The 25,608-nt window shown below is 62.7% G+C and carries 14 protein-coding genes; 9 read left to right on the top strand and 5 right to left on the bottom strand.

The window, feature by feature from the left end:
• Positions 1-54: 54 nt before the first annotated feature.
• The 6 genes from BMW49_RS18035 to BMW49_RS18010 all read left to right on the top strand — a co-directional run bounded on the left by BMW49_RS18035 (position 55) and on the right by BMW49_RS18010 (position 14,937).
• Positions 55-8,220: a beta-propeller fold lactonase family protein gene (locus BMW49_RS18035; protein ID WP_069519098.1), complete on the top strand. Its 8,166-nt coding sequence runs from the start codon at positions 55-57 to the stop codon at positions 8,218-8,220.
• Positions 8,221-8,243: 23 nt separating this feature from the next.
• Positions 8,244-9,953, top strand: a complete 1,710-nt coding sequence (locus BMW49_RS18030; RefSeq protein WP_069519099.1) for a TolC family protein — start codon at positions 8,244-8,246, stop codon at positions 9,951-9,953.
• On the top strand, positions 9,940-10,713 hold the full coding sequence (locus tag BMW49_RS18025; protein ID WP_069519100.1) for an efflux RND transporter periplasmic adaptor subunit: 774 nt from the start codon (positions 9,940-9,942) through the stop codon (positions 10,711-10,713). Before BMW49_RS18030 ends, BMW49_RS18025 begins: the two co-directional genes overlap by 14 nt.
• Complete coding sequence (locus BMW49_RS18020; protein ID WP_069519101.1) at positions 10,710-12,059, top strand: efflux RND transporter periplasmic adaptor subunit; 1,350 nt, start codon at positions 10,710-10,712, stop codon at positions 12,057-12,059. The genes BMW49_RS18025 and BMW49_RS18020 overlap by 4 nt, the downstream gene beginning before the upstream one ends.
• The gene (locus tag BMW49_RS18015; RefSeq protein WP_069519102.1) at positions 12,060-14,204 is read left to right on the top strand and encodes an HlyD family efflux transporter periplasmic adaptor subunit; all 2,145 of its coding nucleotides are present in this window, start codon (positions 12,060-12,062) and stop codon (positions 14,202-14,204) included. It begins immediately after the preceding gene.
• 139 nt (positions 14,205-14,343) lie between these two features.
• Positions 14,344-14,937: a biliverdin-producing heme oxygenase gene (locus BMW49_RS18010; RefSeq protein ID WP_069519103.1), complete on the top strand. Its 594-nt coding sequence runs from the start codon at positions 14,344-14,346 to the stop codon at positions 14,935-14,937.
• Between the two features lie 261 nt (positions 14,938-15,198).
• Here the strand turns inward: BMW49_RS18010 and tssA are convergent, their stop codons facing one another.
• The 5 genes from tssA to BMW49_RS17985 all read right to left on the bottom strand — a co-directional run bounded on the left by tssA (position 15,199) and on the right by BMW49_RS17985 (position 22,756).
• Complete coding sequence (tssA, locus tag BMW49_RS18005) at positions 15,199-16,278, bottom strand: type VI secretion system protein TssA (RefSeq protein WP_069519104.1); 1,080 nt, start codon at positions 16,276-16,278, stop codon at positions 15,199-15,201.
• On the bottom strand, positions 16,275-20,102 hold the full coding sequence (locus tag BMW49_RS18000) for a type VI secretion system protein (protein ID WP_069519105.1): 3,828 nt from the start codon (positions 20,100-20,102) through the stop codon (positions 16,275-16,277). The genes tssA and BMW49_RS18000 overlap by 4 nt, the downstream gene beginning before the upstream one ends.
• A complete protein-coding gene (locus BMW49_RS17995) occupies positions 20,099-20,869 on the bottom strand; it encodes a DotU family type IV/VI secretion system protein (RefSeq protein ID WP_069519106.1) in 771 nt (256 codons plus the stop codon). Before BMW49_RS17995 ends, BMW49_RS18000 begins: the two co-directional genes overlap by 4 nt.
• A gap of 29 nt (positions 20,870-20,898) precedes the next feature.
• The gene (gene tssK / locus BMW49_RS17990) at positions 20,899-22,224 is read right to left on the bottom strand and encodes a type VI secretion system baseplate subunit TssK (protein ID WP_069519107.1); all 1,326 of its coding nucleotides are present in this window, start codon (positions 22,222-22,224) and stop codon (positions 20,899-20,901) included.
• A gap of 61 nt (positions 22,225-22,285) precedes the next feature.
• Complete coding sequence (locus tag BMW49_RS17985; RefSeq protein ID WP_069519108.1) at positions 22,286-22,756, bottom strand: type VI secretion protein; 471 nt, start codon at positions 22,754-22,756, stop codon at positions 22,286-22,288.
• Between the two features lie 208 nt (positions 22,757-22,964).
• Here BMW49_RS17985 and tssB point away from each other — a divergent pair, with 208 nt between their 5' ends.
• From tssB to BMW49_RS17970, 3 genes are all read left to right on the top strand, one after another.
• The gene (gene tssB, locus BMW49_RS17980; RefSeq protein WP_069519109.1) at positions 22,965-23,528 is read left to right on the top strand and encodes a type VI secretion system contractile sheath small subunit; all 564 of its coding nucleotides are present in this window, start codon (positions 22,965-22,967) and stop codon (positions 23,526-23,528) included.
• A gap of 29 nt (positions 23,529-23,557) precedes the next feature.
• Positions 23,558-25,036 (top strand): type VI secretion system contractile sheath large subunit, encoded by a 1,479-nt coding sequence (gene tssC / locus BMW49_RS17975; protein WP_069519110.1) that lies wholly within the window; start codon positions 23,558-23,560, stop codon positions 25,034-25,036.
• Positions 25,037-25,103: 67 nt separating this feature from the next.
• Complete coding sequence (locus tag BMW49_RS17970) at positions 25,104-25,601, top strand: Hcp family type VI secretion system effector (protein ID WP_069519111.1); 498 nt, start codon at positions 25,104-25,106, stop codon at positions 25,599-25,601.
• Positions 25,602-25,608 lie beyond the last annotated feature (7 nt).

The following is a 25,608-nucleotide window of genomic DNA, read 5'->3' as shown; positions in this document are numbered from 1 at the left end:
CTGCCCCCAAGCCTGCCTTTTATCTTCGCCGTTCAATTGTCCTGGAAGACTGCCATGACCACACGCAAGCCCTCGCAACGCTATTTCCGTGCCCTGGCCCTGGAGCCGCGCATCCTGCTCGATGCTGCCGCTGTTACCACCGCTGCGGAAGTGGCAGCCCAGGTCGATGCGCCGGCTACAGCTGATGCGCCGGGTGTAGAAGCCACTGCAATCCAGAGCACGATCGTCATCACCGACAGCACCACCAGTTTTCCACCGGTGGACTTGTTCAAGGACGTCAGTGTTTCCCTGGAAACGGGTGGCGGTTTCAATGAACTAGCAGATATCACCATCACCATCGATCGCACCGGCAGCAACCAGGCGCTGCTAATCGACGGCAAGGCCATCGAACTGGTCGCGGGCAGTGGCACCACACGGGCTAACGACACAGGCTACGTTTACAGCGTGGAAGTGTCTGGCAGTACCACGACCATCACCCTATCACTCAACTCATTCGACCCCGAGCCACAGAGCGTAAGTGCCCTGATCGACAACCTGTCCTACCAGGCGCTCGATAAATCCGTTGCCAGTGGCACCGTTACCGTGACCTTGCAGAGCCTGAGCGACGACGGCGGCCAGACCACCGACCTGAGCGCGATCAAGGCCACGGTCGAGGTCGACAGCCAAGTCAATGTGCCACCGGTGATTTCCGGCGACATCCTGAAAGAAGCCGAAGCGCTGAATGCGGGCGTACTGGCCGGCTCCAGCGAGGTGGCCTACTCGGCCGACGGCAAATACGTCTACGCCGCCGGCTCGAACAGCAGCATCAGTGTGTTCGAGGTCAGCAACACCGGCAGCTTGGTGCTGAAGCAGACCCTGACGGACATTCAGGATCTGGGCACGGTCAAGCACATGGTCGTGAGCGCTGACGGTAAATCGGTCTATAGCGCTTCCGGCAACGGCAATCTCGTGCTGCTGAACGTCAATGCCGATGGCACGTTGAGCCATAGCGCAAGCATTGCGGTTGGCGATACGGTCACCGGCAGCATCGCCATCTCCGACGATGGCAAGCAGGTGTTTGTCGGCAGTCGGTTCAACGGACTCTACGTTTACAACCGCGATGCCGATACCGGTGCTCTGACACAGCTCCACCGTCCCGATGGTCGCAGCGGGATGGTGACCACCTCCGGCGACTACGTTTACGTGACCTACGCCGGGGCCGGCATCGTGACGCCTTCCAGCCTGACGGTGTACCAACGCAGCGCCTCGGGCACAGACGCGCTGACATTGCTCGACAGCATCAACATCAGTGCCGTTGGTACCGATTTGGTGGCCTCCGAAGACGGTCGTTACCTGTATGTCGGTAACGGCAGTGGCATCACTATCTATCACTTGGGTGTCGACAACAGGCTGACCCAGGCCAATGTCATCAGCGATATTCAGGTTGGCAGCCTGTCGCTCAACGCAGAGGGCAACCGACTTTATGCTGCGGCAACCAACGGTACCGTGCACATATTCAGCGTGGCTGACAATGGCAGCCTGACTGAACTGAGCACGGTAACCAGCGCCACCAATGGCCAGGAAATCGCCGTCGCTGCCGATGGCCAATCGATTCTGATTTCCGGCAACGGCCTGAGCCGCTTTTCCTCAATTCAGACGTTGATCCGTGGTGAGGAAATCACCCTGGCCAGCGGCCTGACCCTGAACGACGCCAACTTCGACCGTTTGGCCAGCGGCAACGGTGACTACAGTGGCGGCAAACTGCTGATCAGCCGTGAAGGCGGCGCTTCCAGCAACGACGTATTCGGCTTCGCCAATAGCAGCAGCCTGCGCCTGGAGAATGGAGACGTGTTCAAGGATGGCCAGGCCATCGCCACGTTCAGCCAGAGCGGCGGCACCCTGACCATCACCTTCCTCGCCGGCACCAGCCGCGAAGACGCCAATGCCGTGCTGCGCCAGGTGACCTACAGCAACCAAAGCTCGGCGGATGCCAACGGCAGCGTGGTAACCCTGGCACTGCGCGCCAACGATGGCCAGGTGGACAGCCAGGCTATCAGCCTGGATGTGCTGCTAACTCACAACACCGCGCCGGCACTGACGACCACCCCGGTCACCAACGCTGGCTACGACACCACCCAGGCCACCACCGGTAGCCGCACCTTCACCCTGGCGAGCATTCAAGACAACGGCGGCAGCGCCGGCGGTGGCGACGACACCGGCGAACCCGCAATCAGCGCCAGCATCGCCCTGGCGATCAACAATGCACCGCAGTGGCAGGCCGAGGTAAGCGCCCCCGACCCGACCCTTTATTACGTTGATGGCACCCTGAGCGGCTACGGCGAGTTCGTCACCGACATCGTCGTCTCCGAAGATGGCAAAACCCTGGTAATCAGTGGCAGTACCACCGCCACAGGCACCGGCGCTGCCGCCGTTCCAGGCGGCACGAGTTATCTACGGATCTATGCTCGGGATGCTGCGACCGGCGAACTGACGCTGGTTCAGAGTTTCAGCCAAGGCGAGAGTGACAACCCGGATACCGACGTGATCGAGGCCAACGGTCTCAATGGCGTCACCACCATGGTCATGCAGGGCAACACGCTGTATGTCGCCGGTTATGGCGTTGGTGGCGGTTCAGCCGTTTCTTCCATCGTCCTGCTGACGCGTGATGCCAATGGCCAGTTCACCTATGGCGGTGTCGTGGCGACACAAGGCGTAAATGGTGTCACCGGACTGGATGCGCCGATTTCCGAAATTGTCATTTCGGCGGACGGCAAGTCGCTCTATACCATCAATGGCGTCACCGCCATTGACGTCACCACCAATAAGTCAGGCCTGGCGCAGTTCTCGCGTGATGCAGCAACCGGCGCCCTGACCTATCTGGGCACATATACGGGCGGCAGCACTGCTCTGGGCATGAACTTGCCCAGCGGCATCGTCATTTCCCCCGACGGTACGTCGGTCTATGTTGCCAACCGCAGCGGCAGCATGCTCACGCTGTTCTCGCGTGATACGCAGAGCGGTGCACTGAGCTATGTCGGCCTGATCAATGACGCCAGCATCGCGGCCGACCCAGACAGCGCCACACGCCCCAATGACAACCGCTATCTGTCGCAGTTGCAGGACATCGTCATCTCGCCAGACGGCAACTTCGTCTATGTCGGCTCGGGTGAAATTTCACCGGTCTCGATCTTCAGCCGCGATGCGAGCGATGGCAGTCTGACCTACGTTGGCAGCGTGGATCTCTACAACCTGGGGCTGACACCCGCCAACGCGCTGTCCGTACGTGAAATGGCCATATCCACTGACGGCTCAGCGCTTTACGTCGGGATGAATGGCGGCTCGCTGCTGGTCTTCGGTCGCGACAGCGTAACCGGCGGCCTGAGTTTCGTCAGTGCCCTGAACATAGGTAACCGCACCACGCAGATCGCCGTAAGCGCCGATGGCCTGAATATCTACACCGGCCGCAGCCAGATCACCACCGGCGTGGCCATTCTCTCTGCCCTGCCTAACAGCACCTATGTCGCCAGCCGCCCCAGCACGCCTTTTACCGACCGCATCAGTTTTTCCGATGCGGACTTCGACGCCGGGGATAATTACCAGGGCGCACAACTGACTATCAGCCGCAGCGGCACCGCCTCAGCGGACGATCTGTTTGGATTCAAGGACGGCGCAGGCTTGAGTCTGGTTGGTAACCAGATCCTGCAGGGCTCGACGGCCATCGCCGAGTTCACCTCGGTAGGCGGCACGTTGACCATCCGTTTTATTGCCGAGGTCGACAAGGTCACCGCCAACCAAGTGCTGCAACAGGTTACCTACCGCAACGATAGCGCCGAACCACCCGCTCGTGTCGAGCTGAACCTGAGCGTGGGTGACGGTGGCAAATCCGCTGACACAACATTGGCGTTGCTGCTGAGCGCCCCTGAGCCAGTCCTGTCGGCTAACGGCCAGGATACCTCGCTCACCATCGGCACAGGCAACCTGCCTGGCCAGGTCGATCTGTTCGAGCAGGTTTCGGTGCGTCTCGGTGAAGACGGTGAGCCCCTGACCGAGTTGATCATCACTGTGGATCGCAGCGGCACCGACCAGGCTCTGCTCATTGATGGTGAGACGATCGTCCTGCAGGCAGGCAGCGGCCAGACCAGCGCCAATGGCTACCAGTATGTGGTCGAGGTCAACAATGGCGTGACCAGCATTCGCGTCAGCAGCAACGGTGCCACAGCGCAAGCCACTGCCACCCTGATCGATGGCCTTGCCTACAAGGTGCTGGCCGATACCGCCACTAGCGGCACAGTCACCATCACCCTGGCCAGCCTGAGCGATTCGAGCGACCAGATCGAACCGGGCATCAGCGCCAGCGTTATCGTGCGTGACCAGCGACAACTTCCGACCTTGGGGGCGGAAGCTGGATCGCTCGACTACGCAGACTTGCTCACCCAGCTCGATGCCAATGGCAACAACCAGTTGCTGGGTATTCAGGGCATCACGGTCATCGGCGACAAGGTCTACGTAGTGCGCTCGCTAACCGACTCGGCGTATGACGAAGAAACAAATACTAGCTCGGACGTTTTCTACAACACGATTTCCGTCTACCAGCTTGACGCGGATGGCTCGCTGCAACTGCTTGAGAGCAAGGAAGCCAGTGGGCTGACCGGTGCTGCAACGCTGCATGCGTCGAAAGACGGAAGTGCCCTTTATCTGATCGGTGCCGATGGCGTGGCATTGTTCAACGCGGCCGATCTGCAGCAACTCGGCACATTTGGTAATGACCTCGGCCTGGTGAGCGATGTCGTCGCCCAGGACGACAAGGTTTATGTAACAGCCGACAGCAAACTACTGGTGTTCACCCGCAGCGGCGTCACCCTGACGCTGGAGCAAACACTCGAAGATGCCGGCGATAGCGGCATGCAACTCGACGGTGCCAATGCCATCAGCCTGTCACCCGACGGCAAGACCTTGTACGTCGCCACCTCTGGCGGCGAAACGCTGGTCAGCGTGTTCAGCATCGCAGCCGATGGCGCGCTGACCTTCAAACAAGCGGTCGCCGGAGCCAACGCTGCCGAGTTCGGCTATTACGCCTCGTCGCTCAACCTGTCAGCGGACGGCAAGACACTGTATGTCATCGACAGCAACTCGTTGCTGCACGTGCTCACTGTCGCAGCAGACGGCAACCTGAGTGCTCTAGCCACTCTTGAGTTGGGAGAAAACGGCAGTATTACCGCCAAGGATGTCATTGTTTCGCCAGACGGCAAGAGCGTGGCGGTGATCGGTGACCTGGGCCTCAGCGGCAACTCGAACAGGTACGGTATCTTTCTCTATACCCGCGCCGAAGATGGCTCTCTCATCCTTGCTCAAGCCGTCGAAGGCTTCGGCGACTATACCAACTTCGCGGGCACCACCTTCAACGAAGTGCGTCAGGCGGCGTTTAGCGCTGATGGCAAGCAGCTCTACCTCACCGGTGTATTCCAAGGGTCAAGCTGGAATGAAGGCCTGCTGGTTCTCGACCTGAAACCAACCACCGTCACCTTTACCGAGCATGGCGAACCTGTTGCCCTGCTACCCGGCGGCACCCTGAGCGACCCGCAGCTGGATATCGCTGGAGACTATCAAGGCTCCAGCCTGGTGATCGAGCGCAGCGGCGGCGCCCAGGACGGCGACGCCTTCAGCTTCCTCAACGACAACGGTCTGGAACTGAAGGGCGACGGCAAGATATGGAAAGGCGACACCGCGATTGCTGAACTCGAGCAAGCCAATGGCAAGCTGACCATCACATTCATCGCTGGCGTCAGCCAGGCCGATGCTCAGCACGTGCTGCGCCAGGTGGCGTATGCGTCCAGCAGTAACGATCCGACCCGCAACGGCGACACTGCCAATTTCAACCTGGTATTCAATGACGGCGATGGCAACAGCACCAGCCTGGATGCCAGCGTTGGTCTGGTGGATATCAACGATGCGGCGATCGTGGACACCACGCCGCTGAACCCAATATTCACCAGCGGCGGCGACCCGGTCGAGCTGTTCAAGGACACCCAGATCGATACCATCGAATCTGCTCAGACGATCCACCGCGTAGAGATCACCATCAGCGGAGTCACTGCAGGTGATGTACTGAATGTCGCGGGCAGCCAGATTGTTCTCACCGAGAAGGTTGACTCGCAGAAATATGTAGGTGAAGGCGCAGACCGGATCGAGTATCGCGTCAGTGTGGGCACCAATGGTGTAACAGTCGTGACCCTCTATATGGGCCGCGACGAAGGCCCCGCACGTGGTGGTGCTGAAACCGCGCAGGTCATCAATAGCCTGACTTACAGCCATACCGGCAGCGAAACCAGCGGCACTCGCACGGTTACGCTGGAGCTTTTCGAGACGGTGAACTTTGGGCCTTCCACTGCGACCAACGAGCGTGCAAGCTTCGACGGTCAGGCTACCGTCACCCTACGCGCCGAGGCAGACGGCGAGCCGATCCCACCGACCGCTACCGCCACGGGCAGCGACAACGAAATCCGTATCGGCAGCAACGGCAGCCTGCCTGGCGATATCGATCTGTTCAGTGGTGTAACGGTCTCGGCAGGGCTGGATGGCAGCGAAGTCGAGCGGATGGTGATCACTGTGGATCGTACGGGTGGCAGCCAGGCGCTGGTCATCGGCGGAACGCAAATCGCCCTGACCGCGGGTGATGGCGTCGGCACGGGCTATGTCTACGAAGTGACCGTAGCCGGTGATACCACCAGCATATCCCTTACTTTCATCGGCCAGAGCAGCGCCGAGGTCGGCACCTTGATCGATGGCATTGCCTATCGTGTGCTGGACAACAGCGTCGCCACCGGCAGTGTGACCGTGACCCTGAGCGAAATCCGCAACAGCGACAACATCGAAACCGAGCCCGGCATCAGTGCCAAGGTCAGCCTGGCAACCAATACCGATCCGCTGGCCACCCCTGGCAACTACGCCCTGACCGATGCCAAGGCCGGGCAAAGCTACAGCATCCAGCTGCCTGCCAACCTGTTCCGCGATACCGATGACGACAGCCTGAGCTGGACGATCGACAACCTGCCTAGCGGGCTGAGCTTCGACCCGATCACCCGCACCCTGTCCGGTACCGTGCAGACGATGGGCACACACGACCTGACCATCAAGGCCAGCGATGGCTGGGGCGGCGAGGCCGAGATCGAGCTGACCCTTGAGGTGGTCAACTCCGAGCCGGTGGCCAACGGGCAGTTCTCGCTGGACAACGTGGCACCGGGCCAAGCCTACGAAGTCACGCTGCCGGAAAACCTGTTCAGCGACGCCAACGACAGCGACCTGACCTGGGAGATCGTCGAACTGCCCGAATGGCTCAGCTTCGATGCCGATACCCGCACATTGTCCGGCACCGCGCCGGACACCACGGGTAGCTACAGCATCGCCCTCAAGGCCAGCGACGCCCATGGTGGCAGCACCACCCTGACCCTCGCGCTGCGCGTTGCCAACGCCGAGCCGATAGTCAGCGAAACGGCGCTGCCAGAGCTGAACACCACCTTCCAGCCTGGTGACAATTCGTCCGCAGCCAGCTTCGGCGGGCCGGCCCTGAACGCACCACTGTTCGAGCCAAGCGATGCACTGAGCGAGAACCCAGCCGAAGCGCCTATCCCCGCGCAACCGGCACCGACAGCTCAAAGCCTGCTGCGCAATACCGGCAGCGGTTTGGCCGATGGACGAGGCTCGCTCAGCCAGCAACTGGCCAATGCCGATGGTGTGCTCAGCGACAGCGGCTACCAGCACACCGCCAGCAGCTTCAGCTTCGACGGCACCACCCTGCGCAGCAACGTCGACCTGAGCCAGGGCGATAGCCGCAGCGTCAGCCTGCAATTGCCCGTCGAGCTGCCCGACGCTGGCACTGCCCAGCGCGTCACCCTGGCCAATGGCCTGCCGCTGCCGAGCTGGGCCTCGTTCGATGCCCGTACCGGCGAGCTGCGCATCGACCGCGAACGCCTACAGCGTGAAGGCCACCTGCGCCTGACCCTGATCAGCCGCGATGCCGAGGGCCAGGAGCAGCGCACGCCGCTGGACATTCGCGCGCCCCAGGCGCCGGCCAACGCCGAGCGCGAGGCGCCGCAAGCGCCTGCTGCCCAGGTCGAGTCGCTGTCCGAACGGCTGCGCCAGGACACCTCCAGCGCTTTGCTCAGCGAAGCCCTTGAGCTGCTCGACCAATTGAGCGACCTGGCTGGAGAGCCGGTCGCTGCCACCACCCGACACATTGCCTGAACACTGCCAAGGATCTTCGATAAATGACCCGCACGACCTTTAACCGCTCTGCCCTGCGCCTGGCCATCGCCTGTGCCGCACTGGGCCTGTCCGCCTGCGCCGTCACTCCCGAGGCACTCACGCCCGAGCAGCAACTGGCCGAAGCCAGCGCGGATCGCCAGCAGATGTTCGATACCCAGGAGCCGGTAACCCGCGCCATCAGCCTGGAAGAGGCCATGGCCCGCGCCGTGAAGTACAACCTGCAGCAGCGCCTGGGCCTGATGCAGCGAGCGCTGGAAGACAACAGCCTGAGCGTCAGCAACCTTAATTTGCTGCCGCAACTGGCGGCCAATGCCGGCTGGAAGGCGCGCGACAACGTCGCTGGTTCGTCCAGCGAGTCGGTCACCACCGGCCGTGAATCCCTGGAATCGTCGACCAGCAGCGACCGCTATAGCCGCGACGCCAACCTGCGCCTGTCGTGGAACGTGCTCGACTTCGGCGTCAGCTATTTCAGCGCCAAGGCCCAGGCCAACAAGGTCCTGGTCGCTGAAGAAGCGCGGCGCAAGGTGGTCGCCGATATCGTCCAACAGGTACGCGAGGCGTATTGGCAGGCTGCCAGCGCCGAGCGCCTGCAACCGGACGTGCAACGCGCCCTGAGCGATGCCCGTGGGGCACTGGAACAGGCCCGGCAGACCGAGCGCCAGCGCCTGGTTGCCCCGCTTGAATCGCTGCGCTACCAGAAAAGCCTGCTGGAAATGATCCGTCAGTTGGAAGTGGTGGAAGGTGAACTGGCGGTATCCAAGGCGCGCCTGGCCAGCCTGATGAACCTGCCGCCGGCCACGTCCTACAGCCTGGTCCTGCCCAACGAGGCGAACTACACCCAACCGGCCCTGGCCTACAACCTGGCCGATCTGGAAGTCACCTCCATGACCCAGCGTCCGGAGATTCGCAGCGAGAGCTACCAGGCACGCAACGCCGTGCTGGAAACCCGCGCGGCCCTGCTCAAGCTGCTACCCGGGGCCAACCTGTTCGTTGGCGCCAACTACGACAGCAACAGCTATCTGGTCAACGACAACTGGGCCGATGCCGGTATGCAGGTGAGCTGGAACCTGTTCAATGTGCTGGCCTACCCAGCGGTGAAAAAGGCCGGCGAAAGCCGCCTGCAGGTCGCCGAACTGCGCCGCCAGGCAATGCGCATGGCGGTGCTCACTCAGGTCAATGTGGCCTGGCGCGAGTTCGAGCGCTCCAGCCAGGTGTTTGCCCGCTCCAACGAGCTGCAACAGGTGCAACGCGGCATCCTGCGCCAGAGCGAAAGTGCCTTCTCCAGCCAGGCGCAGAGCCGCCTGGAGCGCGTGCGCACCGCCACTGAAACCGTACTCGCCACCCGCACCCGTGACCGCGCCTTCGCCGAACTGCAAGTGGCCCACGGCGCCGTCTACCAGGCCGCCGGCCTCGACCCGTTGCCCGCGCGCATTGCTGGCAGCAGCGTTGATGAGCTGACCCGTGCGATTGCCGGCAATGCCGTGCGCCTGAATCAGGGGCAAGGCAGCGTCCCGGCCGGTATCGCCGCTGCGCAACAAGTGCCCTATGGCATGAGTGCGCCCCTGGTAGTCAGCGCAGCACCTGCCGCAGCACTGATCGCCCAGACGGCCGAGCCACAGCGCAAGGTGCTGCGCCTGGATATGTGGGAAACCCTGGGCTCGCTACGGGGTGCCGAGCTGATCCCGGTGGAGCGTGTTGATGGCCGTCGCTGATCGAAGGTTCGTGCACAGCGGATACTGGCCATCGGTGCTGGCCATCCTGTTCGCGGTAGCGGCAGAGATGGCCCACGCCAACGAGGCCACGGGCGAGCTGCGGGTGCAACTCAGCCCGATTCGCCAGACCGTGTTGTCCAGCGAGATCAGCGGCAAACTCACCGAACTGGCGGTCAAGGAAGGTGATCGCTTCAAGGAAGGCCAGCGCCTGGCTGCTTTCGACTGTTCGGTGCAGCGCGCTCAACTCAACCGCAGCGAAGCAGTGCAGCGCGGTGCACAGAAGAAGCTCGACGTCGCCAAGCGCCTCGATGCCCTGGAGTCCATCAGCCAGGCCGAGGTCGCCCAGGCCCAGGCCGACATGGCCGTGGCCCAGGCGGAAAGCGGCGTGGGCCGCGCCATGCTCAAGCGCTGCAACCTCGACGCGCCCTTCGCCGGGCGCGTCTCGCAACGCATGGCGCAGCGTTTTCAGCATGTCGCTGAAGGCAGCGAGCTGCTGGCGATCTACGACGACAGTGCCTACCAACTGGAACTGATCGTGCCCTCGGCCTGGCTCGCCTGGCTGAAATCCGGGATCGACTTCCATGTACGTCTGGATGAAACCGGACAGGACTACCCCGCGCAGATAGAGCGCCTGGGCGCGGCCATCGATCCACTGAGTCAGTCAGTCAAGGTGTTCGCCCGTATTACCGGCGATACCGCAGACCTATTGCCGGGGATGAGCGGAGTTGCCGTATTGCAGCCACCCGGAGCGGACCAATGAGCGCCAGCCTGAGCCATCTGCAGGACAAGCGTGCAGAGCGCCTGGCAGTGCTTCTGCAACTGGAGCGCCGCGCCCGCGCCGAGAAGGACTTTCTCGGTCTGAGCTTTCTGATGGTCAACGCCACCCGGCAGTTGCTCGATTACCGTGAAGCGCTGTTGTGGCGAGCCGATACCGGCAAAGTCTGCGCCTGCTCCGGCCTGTCCCAGGTGGAGGCCAATGCGCCCTTTATGCTGTTCCTCGCGCGGCTCTGCCAGGCCTGGCGCGGGCAGCTCTTGGCCGGCGAGTGGTGTGAGCTGAGCGCGGCCGATGGTCCTGCTGAAGCGCGTGATGAATGGCCCGAGTACCTGGCCAAGTACCTGCTCTGGGTGCCCTTGCGTAACCGCGATGGCGAACTGCTTGGCAGCTTGCTGCTCAGTCGCGAGCAGCCCCTGGCACGTCCCGAGCGCGCCTTGCTGGAGTTGTTGCAGGATGCCTATGCCCACGCCTGGGCCAGCCTTGACGGCAGCAAACGCCGCCCGACGGTCAACCTGCTGCGGCCACGCCGCACCGTGCTGCTGGCACTGGCTGTGGCACTGGTTCTCGCGCTGCTACCGGTTCAGCAGACGGTGCTGGCCCCGGCCGAGATCGTCCCGCGTGAACCGGCGGTCCTGCGCGCGCCCCTGCAAGCGGTGGTCGAGGGCATTCTGGTGCAACCCAACCAGGTGGTGAAAACCGGCGATCCACTGGCCCAGCTGGATCGCCGGGAGCTGGAAAGCCGCCTGGAAAATGCCCGCCAGACTCTTGCCGCGGCCGAGGCGCAATTGCGTCAGACGCGCCAGCAGGCGCTGTTTGACGAACGCGCCAAGGCGGCGCTGGCCGAGCTGACCAGCCGCCGCGATCAGGCCCGCGCCGACACCGACTACCTGCAGGAGAACCTGCAACGCACGCTGATCCTCGCCCCACGTGACGGCGTGGCGATATTCGATGACCCCAGCGACTGGATCGGCCGCCCGGTGGCCCTCGGCGAGCGCATCATGCAGGTCGCCGACCCGCACGACACACGCCTGGAAATCCAGCTGCCGGTGGGCGATGCCATTGCCCTGCAATCCGGCGCCGAGGTGCGCCTGTTCCTCAACAGCCAGCCCGGCAGCCCGCTGCTCGCCACCCTCGAACGTCACGGTTACCGCGCCGCGCCGAGCGCCGATGGGAGCATGGCCTACCGCCTGCAAGCGCAGTTCAGCGAGTCGGATGCGCGCCTGCGCGTCGGCCTCAAGGGCACGGCCAAGCTGTATGGCGACAGCACCCTGCTGTTCAATTACCTGCTGCGCCGCCCGCTGGCCGCCCTGCGCGTTCACCTGGGCTGGTAGATGGACGCCGTCCTACCCACCCCCGCTGGCGCCCGCCCGCAGCGCCTGCCCGTGCTGCGCCGCACCCTACGTCTGCACCCTGGCCCGCGCTCGCGCGACGGCTCGCCGAGTTGGACCCTGGAAGACAGCGCCCGTGGCCGCTTCTACCGCATTGGCTGGGCCGAAGCGGAGATGCTCGCCCGCTGGCACCTGGGCACGTCTCAAGCGCTCGCCCAGGCGGTCAGTGGCGAAACCACTCTGGCACTGGACGCCGAGGACGTCGACGCGTTCAGCCAGTTCCTGCGCACCATGCAACTGGTCGAGGTGAGTGGCGACAGCGCCCTCGCCGACCTGCGCAAACGCGGCCAGGGCAACGGCGCTGGCTGGAGCGCCTGGCTGCTGAGCAACTACCTGTCGATCCGCATCCCACTGTTGCGACCAGACGCCTTTCTCACCCGCAGCTACCCGCGCGTGGCACCGCTGTTCAGTCGCGGCTTCGCCCTCAGCACCTTGTTCGCCGCGCTGCTCGGCCTGTACCTGGCGGCGCGCCAGTGGGACAGCTTCGTGCACACCTTCCTGCACTTCTTCAGCCTGGAAGGCGCGGCGCTGGCAGCCGTGACCCTGAGTCTGACCAAGGTGCTCCACGAGTTCGGCCATGCCTATACCTGCAAACGCTACGGCTGCCGGGTGCCGACCATGGGCGTGGCTTTTCTGGTGCTGTGGCCGGTGCTCTACACCGACGCCAGCGGCGCCTGGCGCCTAACCAAACGACGCCAGCGCCTGGCCATCGGCGCCGCCGGCATGGGCGTGGAACTGTGCTTGGCGGCCTGGGCCACCCTGGCCTGGAGCTTTCTCCCGGACGGCATGTTGCGCAGCGCGGCCTTCATGTTGGCCAGCACCACCTGGATACTCACCCTGGCGGTGAATCTCAATCCGCTGATGCGCTTCGACGGCTACTTCCTGTTCTCTGATCTGCTCGACGTACCCAACCTGCAGGAGCGTGCCTTCGCCCTCGCCCGTTGGCGCATGCGCGAAACCCTGTTCGGCTTCAACGATGCGCCACCGGAGCACTTCGAACCCTGGTTACGCCGCGTGCTCCTGGGCTACGCCTTCGCCACCTGGGTGTATCGCTTCTTCCTGTTTCTCGGGATCGCCCTGCTGGTCTATCACTTTGCCTTCAAGCTGCTGGGCCTGTTTCTCTTCGCCGTGGAAATCGTCCACTTCATCCTGCGCCCGATCTGGCACGAACTGCGTCACTGGCAGCAACGCCGCAAGGACTACCGCATGAACCGTAATACCCTGATCTCCGCTGGCGTGCTGCTCACTCTGATTCTGCTGGCAGCCCTGCCCTGGCGCAGCCGTATCGAGGCGCCAGCGTTGCTGCGTGCCGAGCAGCAGGCCATTCTTCTCGCCCCGGTCGGTGCGCGCCTGGAGCGTATCGAAGTGATGGCCGGACAGACCGTACGCGCCGGGCAGACACTGTTCCAGTTCAGTTCGGCAGAGCTGCAACACACGCTCGACGGCCTGGAGCGGGAAATCGCCCTGCTGCGCCGACAAGGCAGTTTCCAGTTGCGCGCCAGCGAGGACGCCGCTCGCCAGACGATTGCCCAGCAAGAGCTGCAAGTGGCGCTGCAACGCCATGCAGCGGTGCGCGAACAAGTGGCGCAATTGCAGGTACGCGCACCGTTCGACGGGGTGCTGGCCGACGCTGCCGAACCGCTGGCGCCCGGTGAATGGTTGCCTGCGGGCGAATGGCTGGGCACCTTCACCGGCCTTGGCACGGAGCGGGTCGAGGCGTTTGTCGGCGAAGCGGATCGCGAGCGCTTGCAGGTCGGCAACCAAGCCTGGTTTATCCCAGAAGACCCCGGCCGCCCACGTCGCCTTCTGGTGGTCGAAAGCATCGGCCAGACCAGCGTGCGCACACTCACCTCGGCACCGGAGCTGGCGTCGGTGTATCAGGGCGGCATCGCCGCGCAGCTCGACGCCAAGCAGGTGCCGGTGCCCGAACAGGCGCTGTACCGCGTACTGCTGCGCCCACTGGCATCCAGCGACGACACCCCGGCAGCACTGCGCGGTACCACCCTCATCACGGGCGACGCCCGCAGCCCACTCTTGCAGGCCGGTCGCCGCGCCCTCGCAGTACTGATCCGCGAATCGGCTTTCTGACCCAGCGCTATCGCTGCGAGCCGCGACCGCATTTATCGGTCGGCCGCCCTTACGCATTCTTAATGATCTGCCAATTGTTCACGCCATCGGCGCTGCCCATCATCGGCACCATCCATCCCAGACATGCGGAACCTTCACGATGAACGCCATTGTCCAGAACCTGCCGGAACTGCCCCTGAGCAAACGCCTGAAAACCGGCAGCCACCGTGACCACGACAGCGTCGATAACCTGGTCATGGGCGCACGCCCATTCGAGAGTCTTGAGCGCTACGCCAACTTTCTGCGCCTGCAACATCGCTTTCACGGAGCGATCAATTCGCTGTACGCCGACGCGGCGCTCAACCAGCTGCTGCCAGGTCTGAACGAACTGCCGCGGTTTGACGCCGTGTGCGCCGACCTCAGCGATTTGGCTCTGGACGTACCGGACGCGCCCGAGCAAGTGCAACCAAGCAGTGCCTATGCCGCACTCGGCTGGCTGTACTGCAGCGAAGGCTCGAACCTGGGCGCCGCGTTTCTGTTCAAGCAAACCCAACAGATTGGTCTGGACGGCGAACGCGGTGCCCGCCACCTGGCCGCCCACCCCGATGGTCGCGCCCTGCACTGGCGCCAGTTCGTCGCCCTGCTCGACGGTTTACCCTTGGCCGAAGAGGAGAAAGAACAGGCCCTGGCTGGGGCAATAGAGGCTTTCGACTTTTACCGGGAAACCCTCAAAGAGATCTTTGTGCAGGCGTAAGTCCCCAAGCAGATGCTCAGCCTGAGGCTCCTGGGTTTAAGCGCGTAAGGCGCGATGCCAGGGTGGTCGGCTTGATACCCAGTAACGCGGCAGCGCCGCTCTTAGCGAACAGCGGCCTTGAGCGTAGCCGGCCTCTCAGTCGCGGCTGCCGGCACAGGTCGACCGTCAAGCAGGTCGATATGCAGATCGGCACCTGAGTCAAAATCAGGATTCAAGGGCACAATCGCCACTGCAGATTCTTCACCATTGAGCCTTCTAGCCCTACTTCAGCACACCCAGCAATTTCCATAGCCGCCTTGATTCGGCATCTGGGCTGATCAATTCATCCAGCAGGTCGCTGAGTGGCTGGTTACCCCACTCCACTGCGCGACGAATAACGTAGGGGACTGGGCTGTGCGGCTCGGTACGCACCAGGTAGTCGGCGATCAGCGCGAGTTGCCGATAGGCGTCTTCGCGACTGCAGGGGGTGCCGCCAACGATGACGGGCACACTCTGTTCTGCGTCAGTCGCTTCGTCGCCAGGTCCATCCTGGGGAGCTGCGGGCGCCGGGGGCTGGGCTTGCATGGGAAGGTGCTCCTGCATCAGCGTGCGAATGCTTTCAAGGGTCTGGCGCAACAGCGCAAAACTGGGGGCCAAGTCCCCGAGCCAGGCATCGCTCCAGGCAACCAGCCGCTCCAGCATCGCCAAGCTGAAATCAAGGTGCTCAGCGCTCTCGACAAAGCGGCTCACGGGTAAATGCCTGATAGTTTCATTCAGCCTGCGCAGCTGTGCACGGGCGCTTTCGCTCAGCGCTTTGTCTGCTTTGCTGTTGCTGGCCGGCACCTGACGCTGCTGTAACTGCCGCCAGCTGTGCAGGGTCAGGGAGCTGAGCTCGGACGGCTCGTTACCGAATAGCGGCACATGGGTGAGCAGAATTTCGCAGTACCGCCGCGACATCCACTCAAGCGGCGATACGCGCCAGGAGCGGTCGCCGTCCTCAGGCTGGGGGTGCAAGTCGTCGGGGTAGCGTTCGCATAGTTCGGTGAACAGCGCCAATGCAGAGCCGATACCATGCAGGCCATCGAGGCGCAGCCAGGCCTCACCCAGCCAGGCGGCCAGCATCAGGTCCTTGCTGCGGCCACGCAGGAGCTCGGCGGCCAGTTGTGCCAACGCCGCCCAGTCACCGCGCTTGAGCTCGGCGGCCTGCCAAACGCCTGTGGGCAGGCTGGCGTCATCTTCGCGGCGCAGTTCGCGTATGCGGTCCCACACTGGCTCATAACGCAGGCTCGGGCCGCAGGGCTGTTCGCCGGGGATAGGTTCGAGGTAATCGGCGATCACCTTAGACGGGGTAGACGAACTCACGGTGTGACCTCACTGCCCACAACAGAGGCGGAAAACGTCGAGGTAAACGGCGAACGCGGCGCCATCACCGGGAGCGGCGGGATCGACAACGGCAGTTTGCTGCCCTGGCTCAGCAATGACAGGCGCATGAACATGCGCGCCTGGGTGCTGCCATCCCAGGCGCCGCGCACGGGCACCTGCAGGGTCAACGGGAACTCGGTGTAGTCCATGCTCGGCTGTCGCTGCATGACTATATGAGAACGCAGCAACCTCATGAGCGCCCAAGGACCGCGGTATTCCCAGCCGGCCTCCAGTTCGGACACGGCCATACTGGGCTGCAAGGGATCGATACTCGGGCGCTGCTCGCTATCGCGCGCCCAGCGCAGCATGACCTGCAGCGGGTCACCAACATTCCAGTGCAAACGCTGCCCAACCTCGCCGGGGTGGGCGATCTGCCGATCAGCCGCATGCAAAGACCAGCCGATGACCTGGTCGGCGCCGCGCTCGTCTTCACGATCAGTACGCCAGCGCACATCCAGCTCCACACCCAGGATGCCCGACTCATCGCGCACGAATAACGGCCCCAGCCAGTTGCGCGCCTGTTTCAAGCGCGCCAGGAAATCTTCTGCCGCCGGCCGATCCATTGGGCTGGCCCACTTCAGGCCCTGCTCAGCTGCCGCCAGGCGGCTGTCGATGAGTGCCAAAAAGTGCTGCACCCGCGCCGGATCAGCGTCCGTTGCATCGAGGCTGTAAGCGAACGGGAAGCGATTGGCCAGGTACTGATTGAAGTAATCCGCCAGGTCATTCCAGGCGCCGGCAGCCCCCTGGGTGAGCAACTGGTTACAGCGCTGTGCGGCCTGTTCGCGCAAGTTGCGGCCCCGCAAGGCGAGGTCTCCGCCACCATTAGGCACGTTTGCGGTGGCGAGCACCTGGCTGCAGCTACTGAGGTCCATCTCAACAAAATCGCGGGCCACCAGCTGCTCGAACAAGGCCGGGGTGCTGGTGGGGTTCTGCGCCTTGTACTTGAGCATTTCATCAGCAATCGAATGCAGCCTGTGCAGCTTATCCTGCACGGCAATCGACAGGTCGGGCTGTGCACGCAGCCAATCGAGCGCGGGGGCCACCTCTTCGCTGCTGCTGGCGATCACCTCGTATTGCTGCGCCAGCGAGGTTTTCAACTCTTGCACATCACTGGCGCGATACAGCTGCAAGCCCAGATTTCTGCCGCCATCCCATTGGGATATTGCAAAACGCTGGCTGAATACCGGCAGGGCATCAATGGTGGCAAGCGCCGCATCAATGTCGCTCACTGCGCGGCGAGTCAATTGCGCCTGCAGGGCGCCGGCCAAGTCGGGTCGATTGAGTTCGCGCAAGGCCTGCATCACTTGATGCGCCTGCTTGGCGGAAATATCAAACGCATGTCCGGCCATGGCATCGCGCCGCTCACTGGCAGACGAAAGCCCCGACCACATGGCCAAGACCACGGCTTGCCCCGCCGCTTTGAGCATGCCGCCGCGATAATCCGGCGGTATCAGCGCCAGTTCCTGGGTAACGAAGTCGCGGTAGCTCTGCTGGAAATTCAGCGCCTGGAGCAAAGCCAACTCATCCACATTGCCGAGCGCATGTGGGTTGAGCTCCTGGCCCTCACTGCGCAATGCGACTACGACAAAGTCGCGCTGCAGTAACCCTTTGATGCTTCTATCCAGGCTGCTGACATGTTCCTGCAGGGCCAGCCCACCACCCGGCTGGCGCTGCAGCAGATTCTGGTCACCGCCGACACCCTCGATCCACTGGCTGTAAAAACTACTGCGCAAACCCGCTGCCTGGCTGTTCAACGAGGCCTCGACCGTTGGCCCTAGCAGGCTGCTTTGGCGCACCTTTTCCAGCATGTTGCGGTAGCCGGGAACCAGCTCATCGCTGCTGCTGTGGCTCCAGGCCGAGTTGGTCAGGATGATAATGTCCTCCAGGCTGCCAACCAGACCGTTTATGGTCTCCAATTCCTTGAGGGAGTTGCCTTGTTGAGCTTTCAGATCATCCAGCTGAAGCCTCAGATAGCCTGCGGGTCTAACAAAGTTCTCTGCGAGGAAATACTGCGTCAGCCAGAACTTCATCAGGACCTGAAACTGCTCGCTGAACGTATCGCGATAGGCTTCCAGATCAAGTGGCTGCAGCCCTGGCACCTCCAGCCCCCGCAGGGCGCGGTCGTAATAGCTGTGATGGGCCAGGCTGGCGCTGTCAAGGCCCAAACCAAGGGACGAATTACCCAATTGCGCCAAAGACTCCAAGGCACTCTTATCGCCGCTGAGCGCATCCCGTAACAGATGATTCTGCTGCTCCAGGTTGTACACGCCCAAAGCCAGACTGCGAGCTTTGACATAGTTGGGCCAATCGGCAGGGTGCTCACCTTCTACTTTAGGCCGGCGATCGCTGTTGCGGATCTCCAGCAGTTTCAGCAACTCCGCGTGCTGCATCTGCGCCAAGGGCCGCATGGCCTCACTGCGAGCCATGGCGCGCAGCAGGTAGTCCATCTGGCCATCGAGACTGGAGACCCAGGATGAGGGATAGACCAGCGAGGCAAACTGCCAGCGCGGCGCCTGCTCCAGAAGATTCCAGAAGCCTTGCAGGTTTTGCCTTGCCTGCTCCTCACTGCGCGCCGGGTCAGCAAACTGAACATGGTCGTTAAGGGTCATCTGGACCAGACGGGTCAACTCTCGGGCATCGCGCTGGCCCTTCTGCCACACCAACAACATCGCCACTAACCAACAAGCGCCTATCACCAACGCGGCCCCGGCTAGCATTTTTTGCCACCGCTGGCGCAGGCGCAAAATACGCGGCACAGCCTTGGCCAAGCCCTGCTCGACAAGAAACCGCTGCCGCCACAGGTGCTTGGAAAATACGCCGTGGCCCGACGGCTGATCGTCGCCAGCAACCGCCCACTCCGCGTGCGGGTCATTACCGATCACCTGCTCGGCGCTGAAGTAAATACCGCGCAGCACTGCCGCCTCGCCCTGGGCATTGCCTTGAAACACCGGCTCCAGCAGGGTGCGGATATTGCCCTTGAGCCCATGCAGCCGGTCGGGCAAGCGATAGAGATCTTCAGCCAGCTCGCCTTTGACCGCTCCCACTTCCATGATCGCCACTTGCAGGGCTTGAATGACTTGATCCACCGCATCATCGAGCCAGTAACCCTGCCATCCGGCATCCAGGCCATAAGGCGAGGACCAGCCAAGCGGCTGATCGAGGCCCGCCTCGGGCAGCGCGGCCAGCAACTCCTGAACGCCCGGCAAATCCTCAATACCGGTGATCAGCACATGCACCGGTAAACTCAAACCCAGATGCTGCAACAACTCGCTAAAGCGACGACGCAAGGTGATGACATCCGCCACACCTTGGGCATCGTCTTCCAGGCGGGCCAACGGAATGGTCCAGATGATGCCATCCAGCGGACGCTGCCCGCGCAGGCGCAAGAGCATGCCGAGCAGGCGCCGCCAGACGAAAGTCGGCGCCGTGCCACCGTCTTCGGGGAGAAACAGGGTCTGCGGCACGACCAATAGTGCGCCATCCTGATCCGCCCACCAACGGCCAAACCAGGCCGGCCGGCCGACCGGGTTGAGTTGCCATTCGGCGCACAGTTGGCGGCCTTCGCGGGGGTCGCCCAGGAGCATCAACCACGGCGTCTGATAGCGCGACTCGATGCCCTGCTCATGCTCCATCTTGCGTACAGCCGCGTAAAAGCTGCGCATCGCCGTGCCCGACTGAGTGCGTAACCACCAGAACAGCGCAGCCAGCGCCAGGAGCAGCAACACAATACCCAGCACACTCAGAATGATCGCCAAGCTGCTCATTCAGACAGACTCCCACCTGCCTGCGGCGTACTCAGGTGCAACACCGGCGCCAACTCAGCCTGGATATCACGCCACATCACATGGCCCAACGCGCCCAACAGCAACACCAGGCCACAGATCGCCAAGGCGAGGCGCATGCCATCCGGCAAGGCACGCCGCAACGGCAGGCGCAGAGGCTCGGCACGGGTCGGCCGCGCAAGGCTGGCGAGCACCCCGCTCATGGCTGGCTCGCGCTGCCAGGCAAAGTTAAACAGGGCCTGCCGCCAGCGCTCATGAATGACCAGCCCACGCTCCCCACGCAGCGCGCCGTAGAAGCCGAGCATCAAACACTGCAAGTACACATTGGCCAGATCGCGAGAAGCCGGCGCACGGGCCTTGAGCAAACTACGAATCGCTTTGGGCAACCGCTCCCCGGCATTACGTGAGCCGTACAGGCGAGCCTCCAAGGGGCGAGCCTGCCAGGCCAGGCGCCCCGCCCAGTCATCGAACAGCAAGCGTTCATCGAGCAACGCGACAAAGCTGTAGACCGTTTCCTTGACCTGGCGCGCGGCAGACTCGCCAACACTGGCGTAGGCATTGCGCCACAGCCGCCGAACTACGCGCGTGGCCGCTTCGGCGGCGCGCTCCACCAGTTGCTCATCGCTGCCATCGGCCTCTTCCAGCACATCCCAGTCATCACGCCACTCCAACCAGGCCTGACGAAACGCCAGGCTAAGCGGTGCATCGCCGAACTCCGGGGGATAGAAGGCGGTAGTCCTTTCCGACATCGGTGCATCCTTAGCTGGTAAGGCTCAGTTCACTGGGCATTGGCAACAAACAGGACAATCTGCCAGGGGCTGGCATGGGTTGTTTGCCCCGGCATGACGATATGCAGAAGTTGCTCAGGGTCGAACCACTCGCCGGTCGCTTGAATGACGAACAAGCGGGTTTCCTCTCCCACGCTGAACGCCAGTTGTTCAGCGCGGCTCATCGGCTGCTGCTGCAAACCACTCATGCGCTGCCGGGCCAACCTGGGTATATGCGCCTGGGACGCGATAATGGCTTGGTTGAGCCAGGCCAGCGCCGCCTGTTCGCCGGTACCCGCCGGCATGCGCAGGCCAATCACCAGGCGCTGGCGATGTGCCGAGGGGTCAGGCAACTGGATGCAAAAGCCCTGCTCCACCCGATCGAACTCCAGGCAGCGGTAACCGACGCGCACCCGCGTCAGTACCGTGCTCAGCCAGTCGATCACTTCGTCGAAGCCGCGTTTGAGCTCCTGGTAGTCAAGTGGCGCAAAAGCCGGCACCCCGGCGCCAGGGTCCAGCGCACACCAGGCGCCGGCCATGCCCGTAAGGACGCCGTGAAGGTGATGCGGCGTGGCCACCCGGCTATTGAGTGCGGCCTCGACTTCCGGCAGGCGCGCCCAAAGTGCGGCCAACTGCCGGCGAATTTCCCCGGCGTCTTCCTGATTGCCGCCCTGCTCGGCCTGGCGCAAACGGCCCGCGAGAAACAAACACTTCTCCCGTGCGCCGGCGCAGAGCCCGGCCACAGATTGGCCAAGTAGCGATTCGGGGAGTACCTGGGCGCTCGGCGCGACATACGGCTGGCGCACGAACCCGCCGCCCTCCTTGGCGATGCGCAGCAACGGCAAGCAGACCGAATCGGCCCGCCCAGTGTCGGTGACCAAGCGCAGGTTCGGCCGCCACACCAGCACCGGTTCGGGGTGTTCGCCACTGGCCAAATCGGGCACTGCCTCACCCACCATGGAGGTCAAACGGCCCGTCAGCGGCAACACCTGCCCGCTACGCCCGAGCGGGTTGACCGCCAGGTACACCGTCACACAAGCATTGGGCGCCTCGGCAGTCGCCGGGCCGATGTCCAATTCCAGAGTCAGCCCACAGCCTGGCTGCAGGCTGACCGCTAGCCCGTCGGGCAAGATCGCCTCAAGGGCTTGAATGCGCACCAGCCCGGCACTCAAGGCCGCCGGATCTAGCTCACAGCGGTTCACCCCCCAAAACCACGGATTGGCCGCCTGAGCAAGCTGCGCCGCCAGCACTTCTGCACGCAACCCTTGCAGTTGAAAGTGCTGAGGCAACAGCTGCATCCCTTCGTGCCAGCACACCGCGTCAGGCAAAACCTTCATACCACTCCCCTTCGACATCCCGTGTTGTCATGAGCACACAACCACCCGCCACGAGGCTCGTCTAAGGCGCGCCATCGCTCAACAAGCGCATGTCCCTGCTATCGAACCTGAGCCAGATTCGCTCTTGCTCATCCACCCGCAAACGGTGAGCACCTGGAGTGTTATAGCCGGCGAAGACCAAAAGTCCAGCCGCCGGAGTGCCGGCCAAAGGGAAATCCCACACCTCCATCAATTGCCCGGGCACCAACTCCAGGCTCCAGACCGAAAACCGCTGGCGGTAGTCGCGCCGGTATTGCTCACGCTCGGCAAACCACTGCCTGGCGTTGATCCCCGAGAGCAGTTGCAGCAGCTCAGGGTCCTGGACGGCGACAAAGTCGACGGCAATCGGCATGTTGTCATTGGCGCGGCTGGCCACGTCCAGCGTCAGGCTGTCGAGCTGGACTTTGGCAGCGAACAGCGAGCAGCCAACCAGCCACACTGCAGCAGCGCCCAGGAGGAAAAACCAACGAAAAATGAAACGTCCTTGCCTCATAGCAATCACACTCAGAATTTGTGTTTGCAAATTTATAGACCTGTTCTAGCGTCTATGTGTAGTTCGTCGTGCAGACGAGCGAAAAGAGATTGCCACGGACAGGCCCGTCGCTCGGCTGCCCTTGGTGCTCGTGATCTAGCAAAGGAGTGCGAGCACGGAGTCCCTCCGCTGCATTGCGCTCCAGGAACTGTCCCGGAGCTCAACCACCATGGCTGAAAGCACGCAACATAAACTGGACCGCATCCGCCCACCCCGCGTCCAGATCACCTACGACGTCGAAATCGGCAACGCCATTGAGAAAAAGGAGTTGCCGTTAGTCGTGGGCATTCTTGCCGACCTCTCCGGCAAGCCCGACCAGCCTCTGCCCAAACTGGGCGAACGGCGTTTCACCGAAATTGACCGCGACAACTTCAATCAAGTCCTCGCCTCCATTGCACCGCGCACCACTCTGCAGGTGGAAAACACCATCAGCGGCGATGGCAGCAAGCTCAATGTCGAGCTGCGCTTCAAGGACATCGACGACTTCGACCCGGTCAGCATCGTCAAGCAAATCACCCCTCTGCATCGCCTCTATGAAGCACGCCAGCGTCTGCGTGACCTGCTGACCAAGCTGGACGGCAATGACGACCTGGACAAACTGCTCAAGGAAGTGGTGAGCAACACGGAGGGGCTACAGGAAATCAAATCGGCTCGCCCGGAAACCCCTACAGCTGAAGAATCGGCGTCTGCTGAGAGCAGCGGCAGCGATGAACCGGCCGAACCGCAGGCCTGACCGACACGCGAATTTCCGGAGAAATCACCATGGCAACAGAAGCCGGTACAACCAGTGAAAGCAGCACGCAAACCCTGAGCTTGCTTGACCGCATCATCGCCGAAGGCCGCATGGCTCATGACGACAGCCAGCAGGGCTACGCCCGCGACATGCTCGCCGAGTTCGCCACCCAGGTACTCGACGAAGGCATGGCCATCGACAAGGACACGGTGGCCATGATCAACGACCGCATCAGCCAGATCGACATGCTGATCAGCGCACAGCTCAACGAAGTGCTCCACCACCCTGACCTGCAGAAACTCGAAGCCTCCTGGCGCGGCTTGCACATGCTGGTGCAAAACACCGAAACCAGCGGCCGCCTCAAGTTGCGCCTGCTCAACGCCACCCAGAAGGAGCTGCAGACCGACCTGGAGAAAGCGGTCGAGTTTGACCAGAGCGCGCTGTTCAAAAAAATCTACGAAGAGGAATACGGCACCTTCGGCGGTAACCCCTTCAGCCTGCTGGTCGGTGACTACAGCTTCGGCCGCCACCCCCAGGATGTGGCGCTGCTGGAGAAACTCTCCAACGTGGCAGCGGCCGCCCATGCGCCCTTTATCGCCGCCGCCAGCCCGCGCCTGTTCGACATGAGCAGCTTTACCGATCTGGCTGTGCCGCGCGAGTTGGCCAAGGTCTTCGAGAGCCAGGAGCTGATCAAATGGCGCAGCTTCCGCGAGAGCGAAGACTCACGCTACGTCTCCCTGGTGCTGCCGAATTTCCTGCTGCGCCTGCCTTACGGCCCCGACACCAAACCGGTCGAAGGCATCAACTACGTTGAGGACGTCGACGGCACCGACCACTCCAAATACCTCTGGGGCAATGCCGCCTGGGTACTGACCCAGCGCATTACCGAGGCCTTCGCCAAATACGGCTGGTGCGCGGCTATCCGTGGCACTGAAGGCGGTGGCGCAGTAGCTGGCCTGCCGGCGCACACCTTCCGCACCAGCTCCGGCGACCTGTCACTGAAGTGCCCCACCGAAGTGGCCATCACTGACCGCCGCGAGAAGGAACTCAACGACCTTGGGTTTATCGCCCTGTGCCATAAGAAAAACACCGACCTGGCGGTGTTCTTCGGCGGCCAGACCACCAACAAAGCTCGCCTGTACAACACCAACGAGGCCAACGCCAACGCCCGCATCTCGGCCATGTTGCCTTACGTGCTGGCCGCCTCGCGTTTCGCCCATTACCTCAAGGTGATCATGCGCGACAAAGTGGGCAGCTTCATGACCCGCGACAACGTGCAGACCTACCTGAACAACTGGATCGCCGACTACGTGCTGATCAACGACAACGCCCCCCAGGAAATCAAGGCCCAGTACCCCTTGCGCGAAGCCCGCGTGGACGTTGCCGAGGTCGCCGGCAAGCCCGGCGTGTATCGCGCCACTGTGTTCCTGCGCCCGCACTTCCAGCTGGAGGAGCTGACCGCCTCGATCCGCCTGGTAGCCGAGTTGCCACCACCCGTAGCCGCTTGACCCCTAGCCCGCAGTTAGCGCTGCGGGCCTTTCCATACCCCTTTTCCCGATCCAGGAGTTAGCAGCAATGGATGCGATTATTCTCGACCTCGGCGACACCATCAAAGGTGACAGTTTGCTTGAGGGTTACCTCAACAAGATCGAGCTGATGTCCTACAGCCACAACGTGGCCATGCAGGTCACCAACGATGTCAGTAACTCGGAACGCACCTCGGGCAAGCCGCACATCGGCGAGTTCACCGTGACCAAGTTCGTCGACACCTCAACCCCGACGCTCAATGAGTACTGCTGCGCCGGCAAACCCATACCCCTTGCCAAGATCACCATCGGCCGTAACGCCGCCGAAGGTGACGGCAAGCTGCTGCCTTTCATCATCTACACCCTGGACAACGTGGTGCTGTCCAACGTCAGCGTCAGCGGTGGCGCTGGCGGCAAACCGGTGGAAACCCTGTCGATGAACTTCACCAAAATCAAATGGGAGCTCACCGCACAAAAGGACGACGGCACCAAGGAAGGCACCTCGGCGTCCACCTGGGACCTCGCCGCCAACAAACTCACCAAGTAAGGGTTGC

This window comes from Pseudomonas cuatrocienegasensis (assembly GCF_900110925.1).
GTDB classification, from domain to species: Bacteria; Pseudomonadota; Gammaproteobacteria; order Pseudomonadales; family Pseudomonadaceae; genus Aquipseudomonas; species Aquipseudomonas cuatrocienegasensis.
The sequence above is the reverse complement of the archived record's forward strand: the minus strand, read 5'-3'. Positions and strand labels throughout refer to the sequence as shown.

Coding starts and splice junctions, on each gene's coding strand:
- BMW49_RS18035 (WP_069519098.1), top strand. CDS start 55: ATGACCACACGCAAGCCCTCGCAACGCTATTTCCGTGCCCTGGCCCTG.
- BMW49_RS18030 (WP_069519099.1), top strand. CDS start 8,244: ATGACCCGCACGACCTTTAACCGCTCTGCCCTGCGCCTGGCCATCGCC.
- BMW49_RS18025 (WP_069519100.1), top strand. CDS start 9,940: ATGGCCGTCGCTGATCGAAGGTTCGTGCACAGCGGATACTGGCCATCG.
- BMW49_RS18020 (WP_069519101.1), top strand. CDS start 10,710: ATGAGCGCCAGCCTGAGCCATCTGCAGGACAAGCGTGCAGAGCGCCTG.
- BMW49_RS18015 (WP_069519102.1), top strand. CDS start 12,060: ATGGACGCCGTCCTACCCACCCCCGCTGGCGCCCGCCCGCAGCGCCTG.
- BMW49_RS18010 (WP_069519103.1), top strand. CDS start 14,344: ATGAACGCCATTGTCCAGAACCTGCCGGAACTGCCCCTGAGCAAACGC.
- BMW49_RS18000 (WP_069519105.1), bottom strand. CDS start 20,102: ATGAGCAGCTTGGCGATCATTCTGAGTGTGCTGGGTATTGTGTTGCTG.
- BMW49_RS17995 (WP_069519106.1), bottom strand. CDS start 20,869: ATGTCGGAAAGGACTACCGCCTTCTATCCCCCGGAGTTCGGCGATGCA.
- tssK (WP_069519107.1), bottom strand. CDS start 22,224: ATGAAGGTTTTGCCTGACGCGGTGTGCTGGCACGAAGGGATGCAGCTG.
- BMW49_RS17985 (WP_069519108.1), bottom strand. CDS start 22,756: ATGAGGCAAGGACGTTTCATTTTTCGTTGGTTTTTCCTCCTGGGCGCT.
- tssB (WP_069519109.1), top strand. CDS start 22,965: ATGGCTGAAAGCACGCAACATAAACTGGACCGCATCCGCCCACCCCGC.
- tssC (WP_069519110.1), top strand. CDS start 23,558: ATGGCAACAGAAGCCGGTACAACCAGTGAAAGCAGCACGCAAACCCTG.
- BMW49_RS17970 (WP_069519111.1), top strand. CDS start 25,104: ATGGATGCGATTATTCTCGACCTCGGCGACACCATCAAAGGTGACAGT.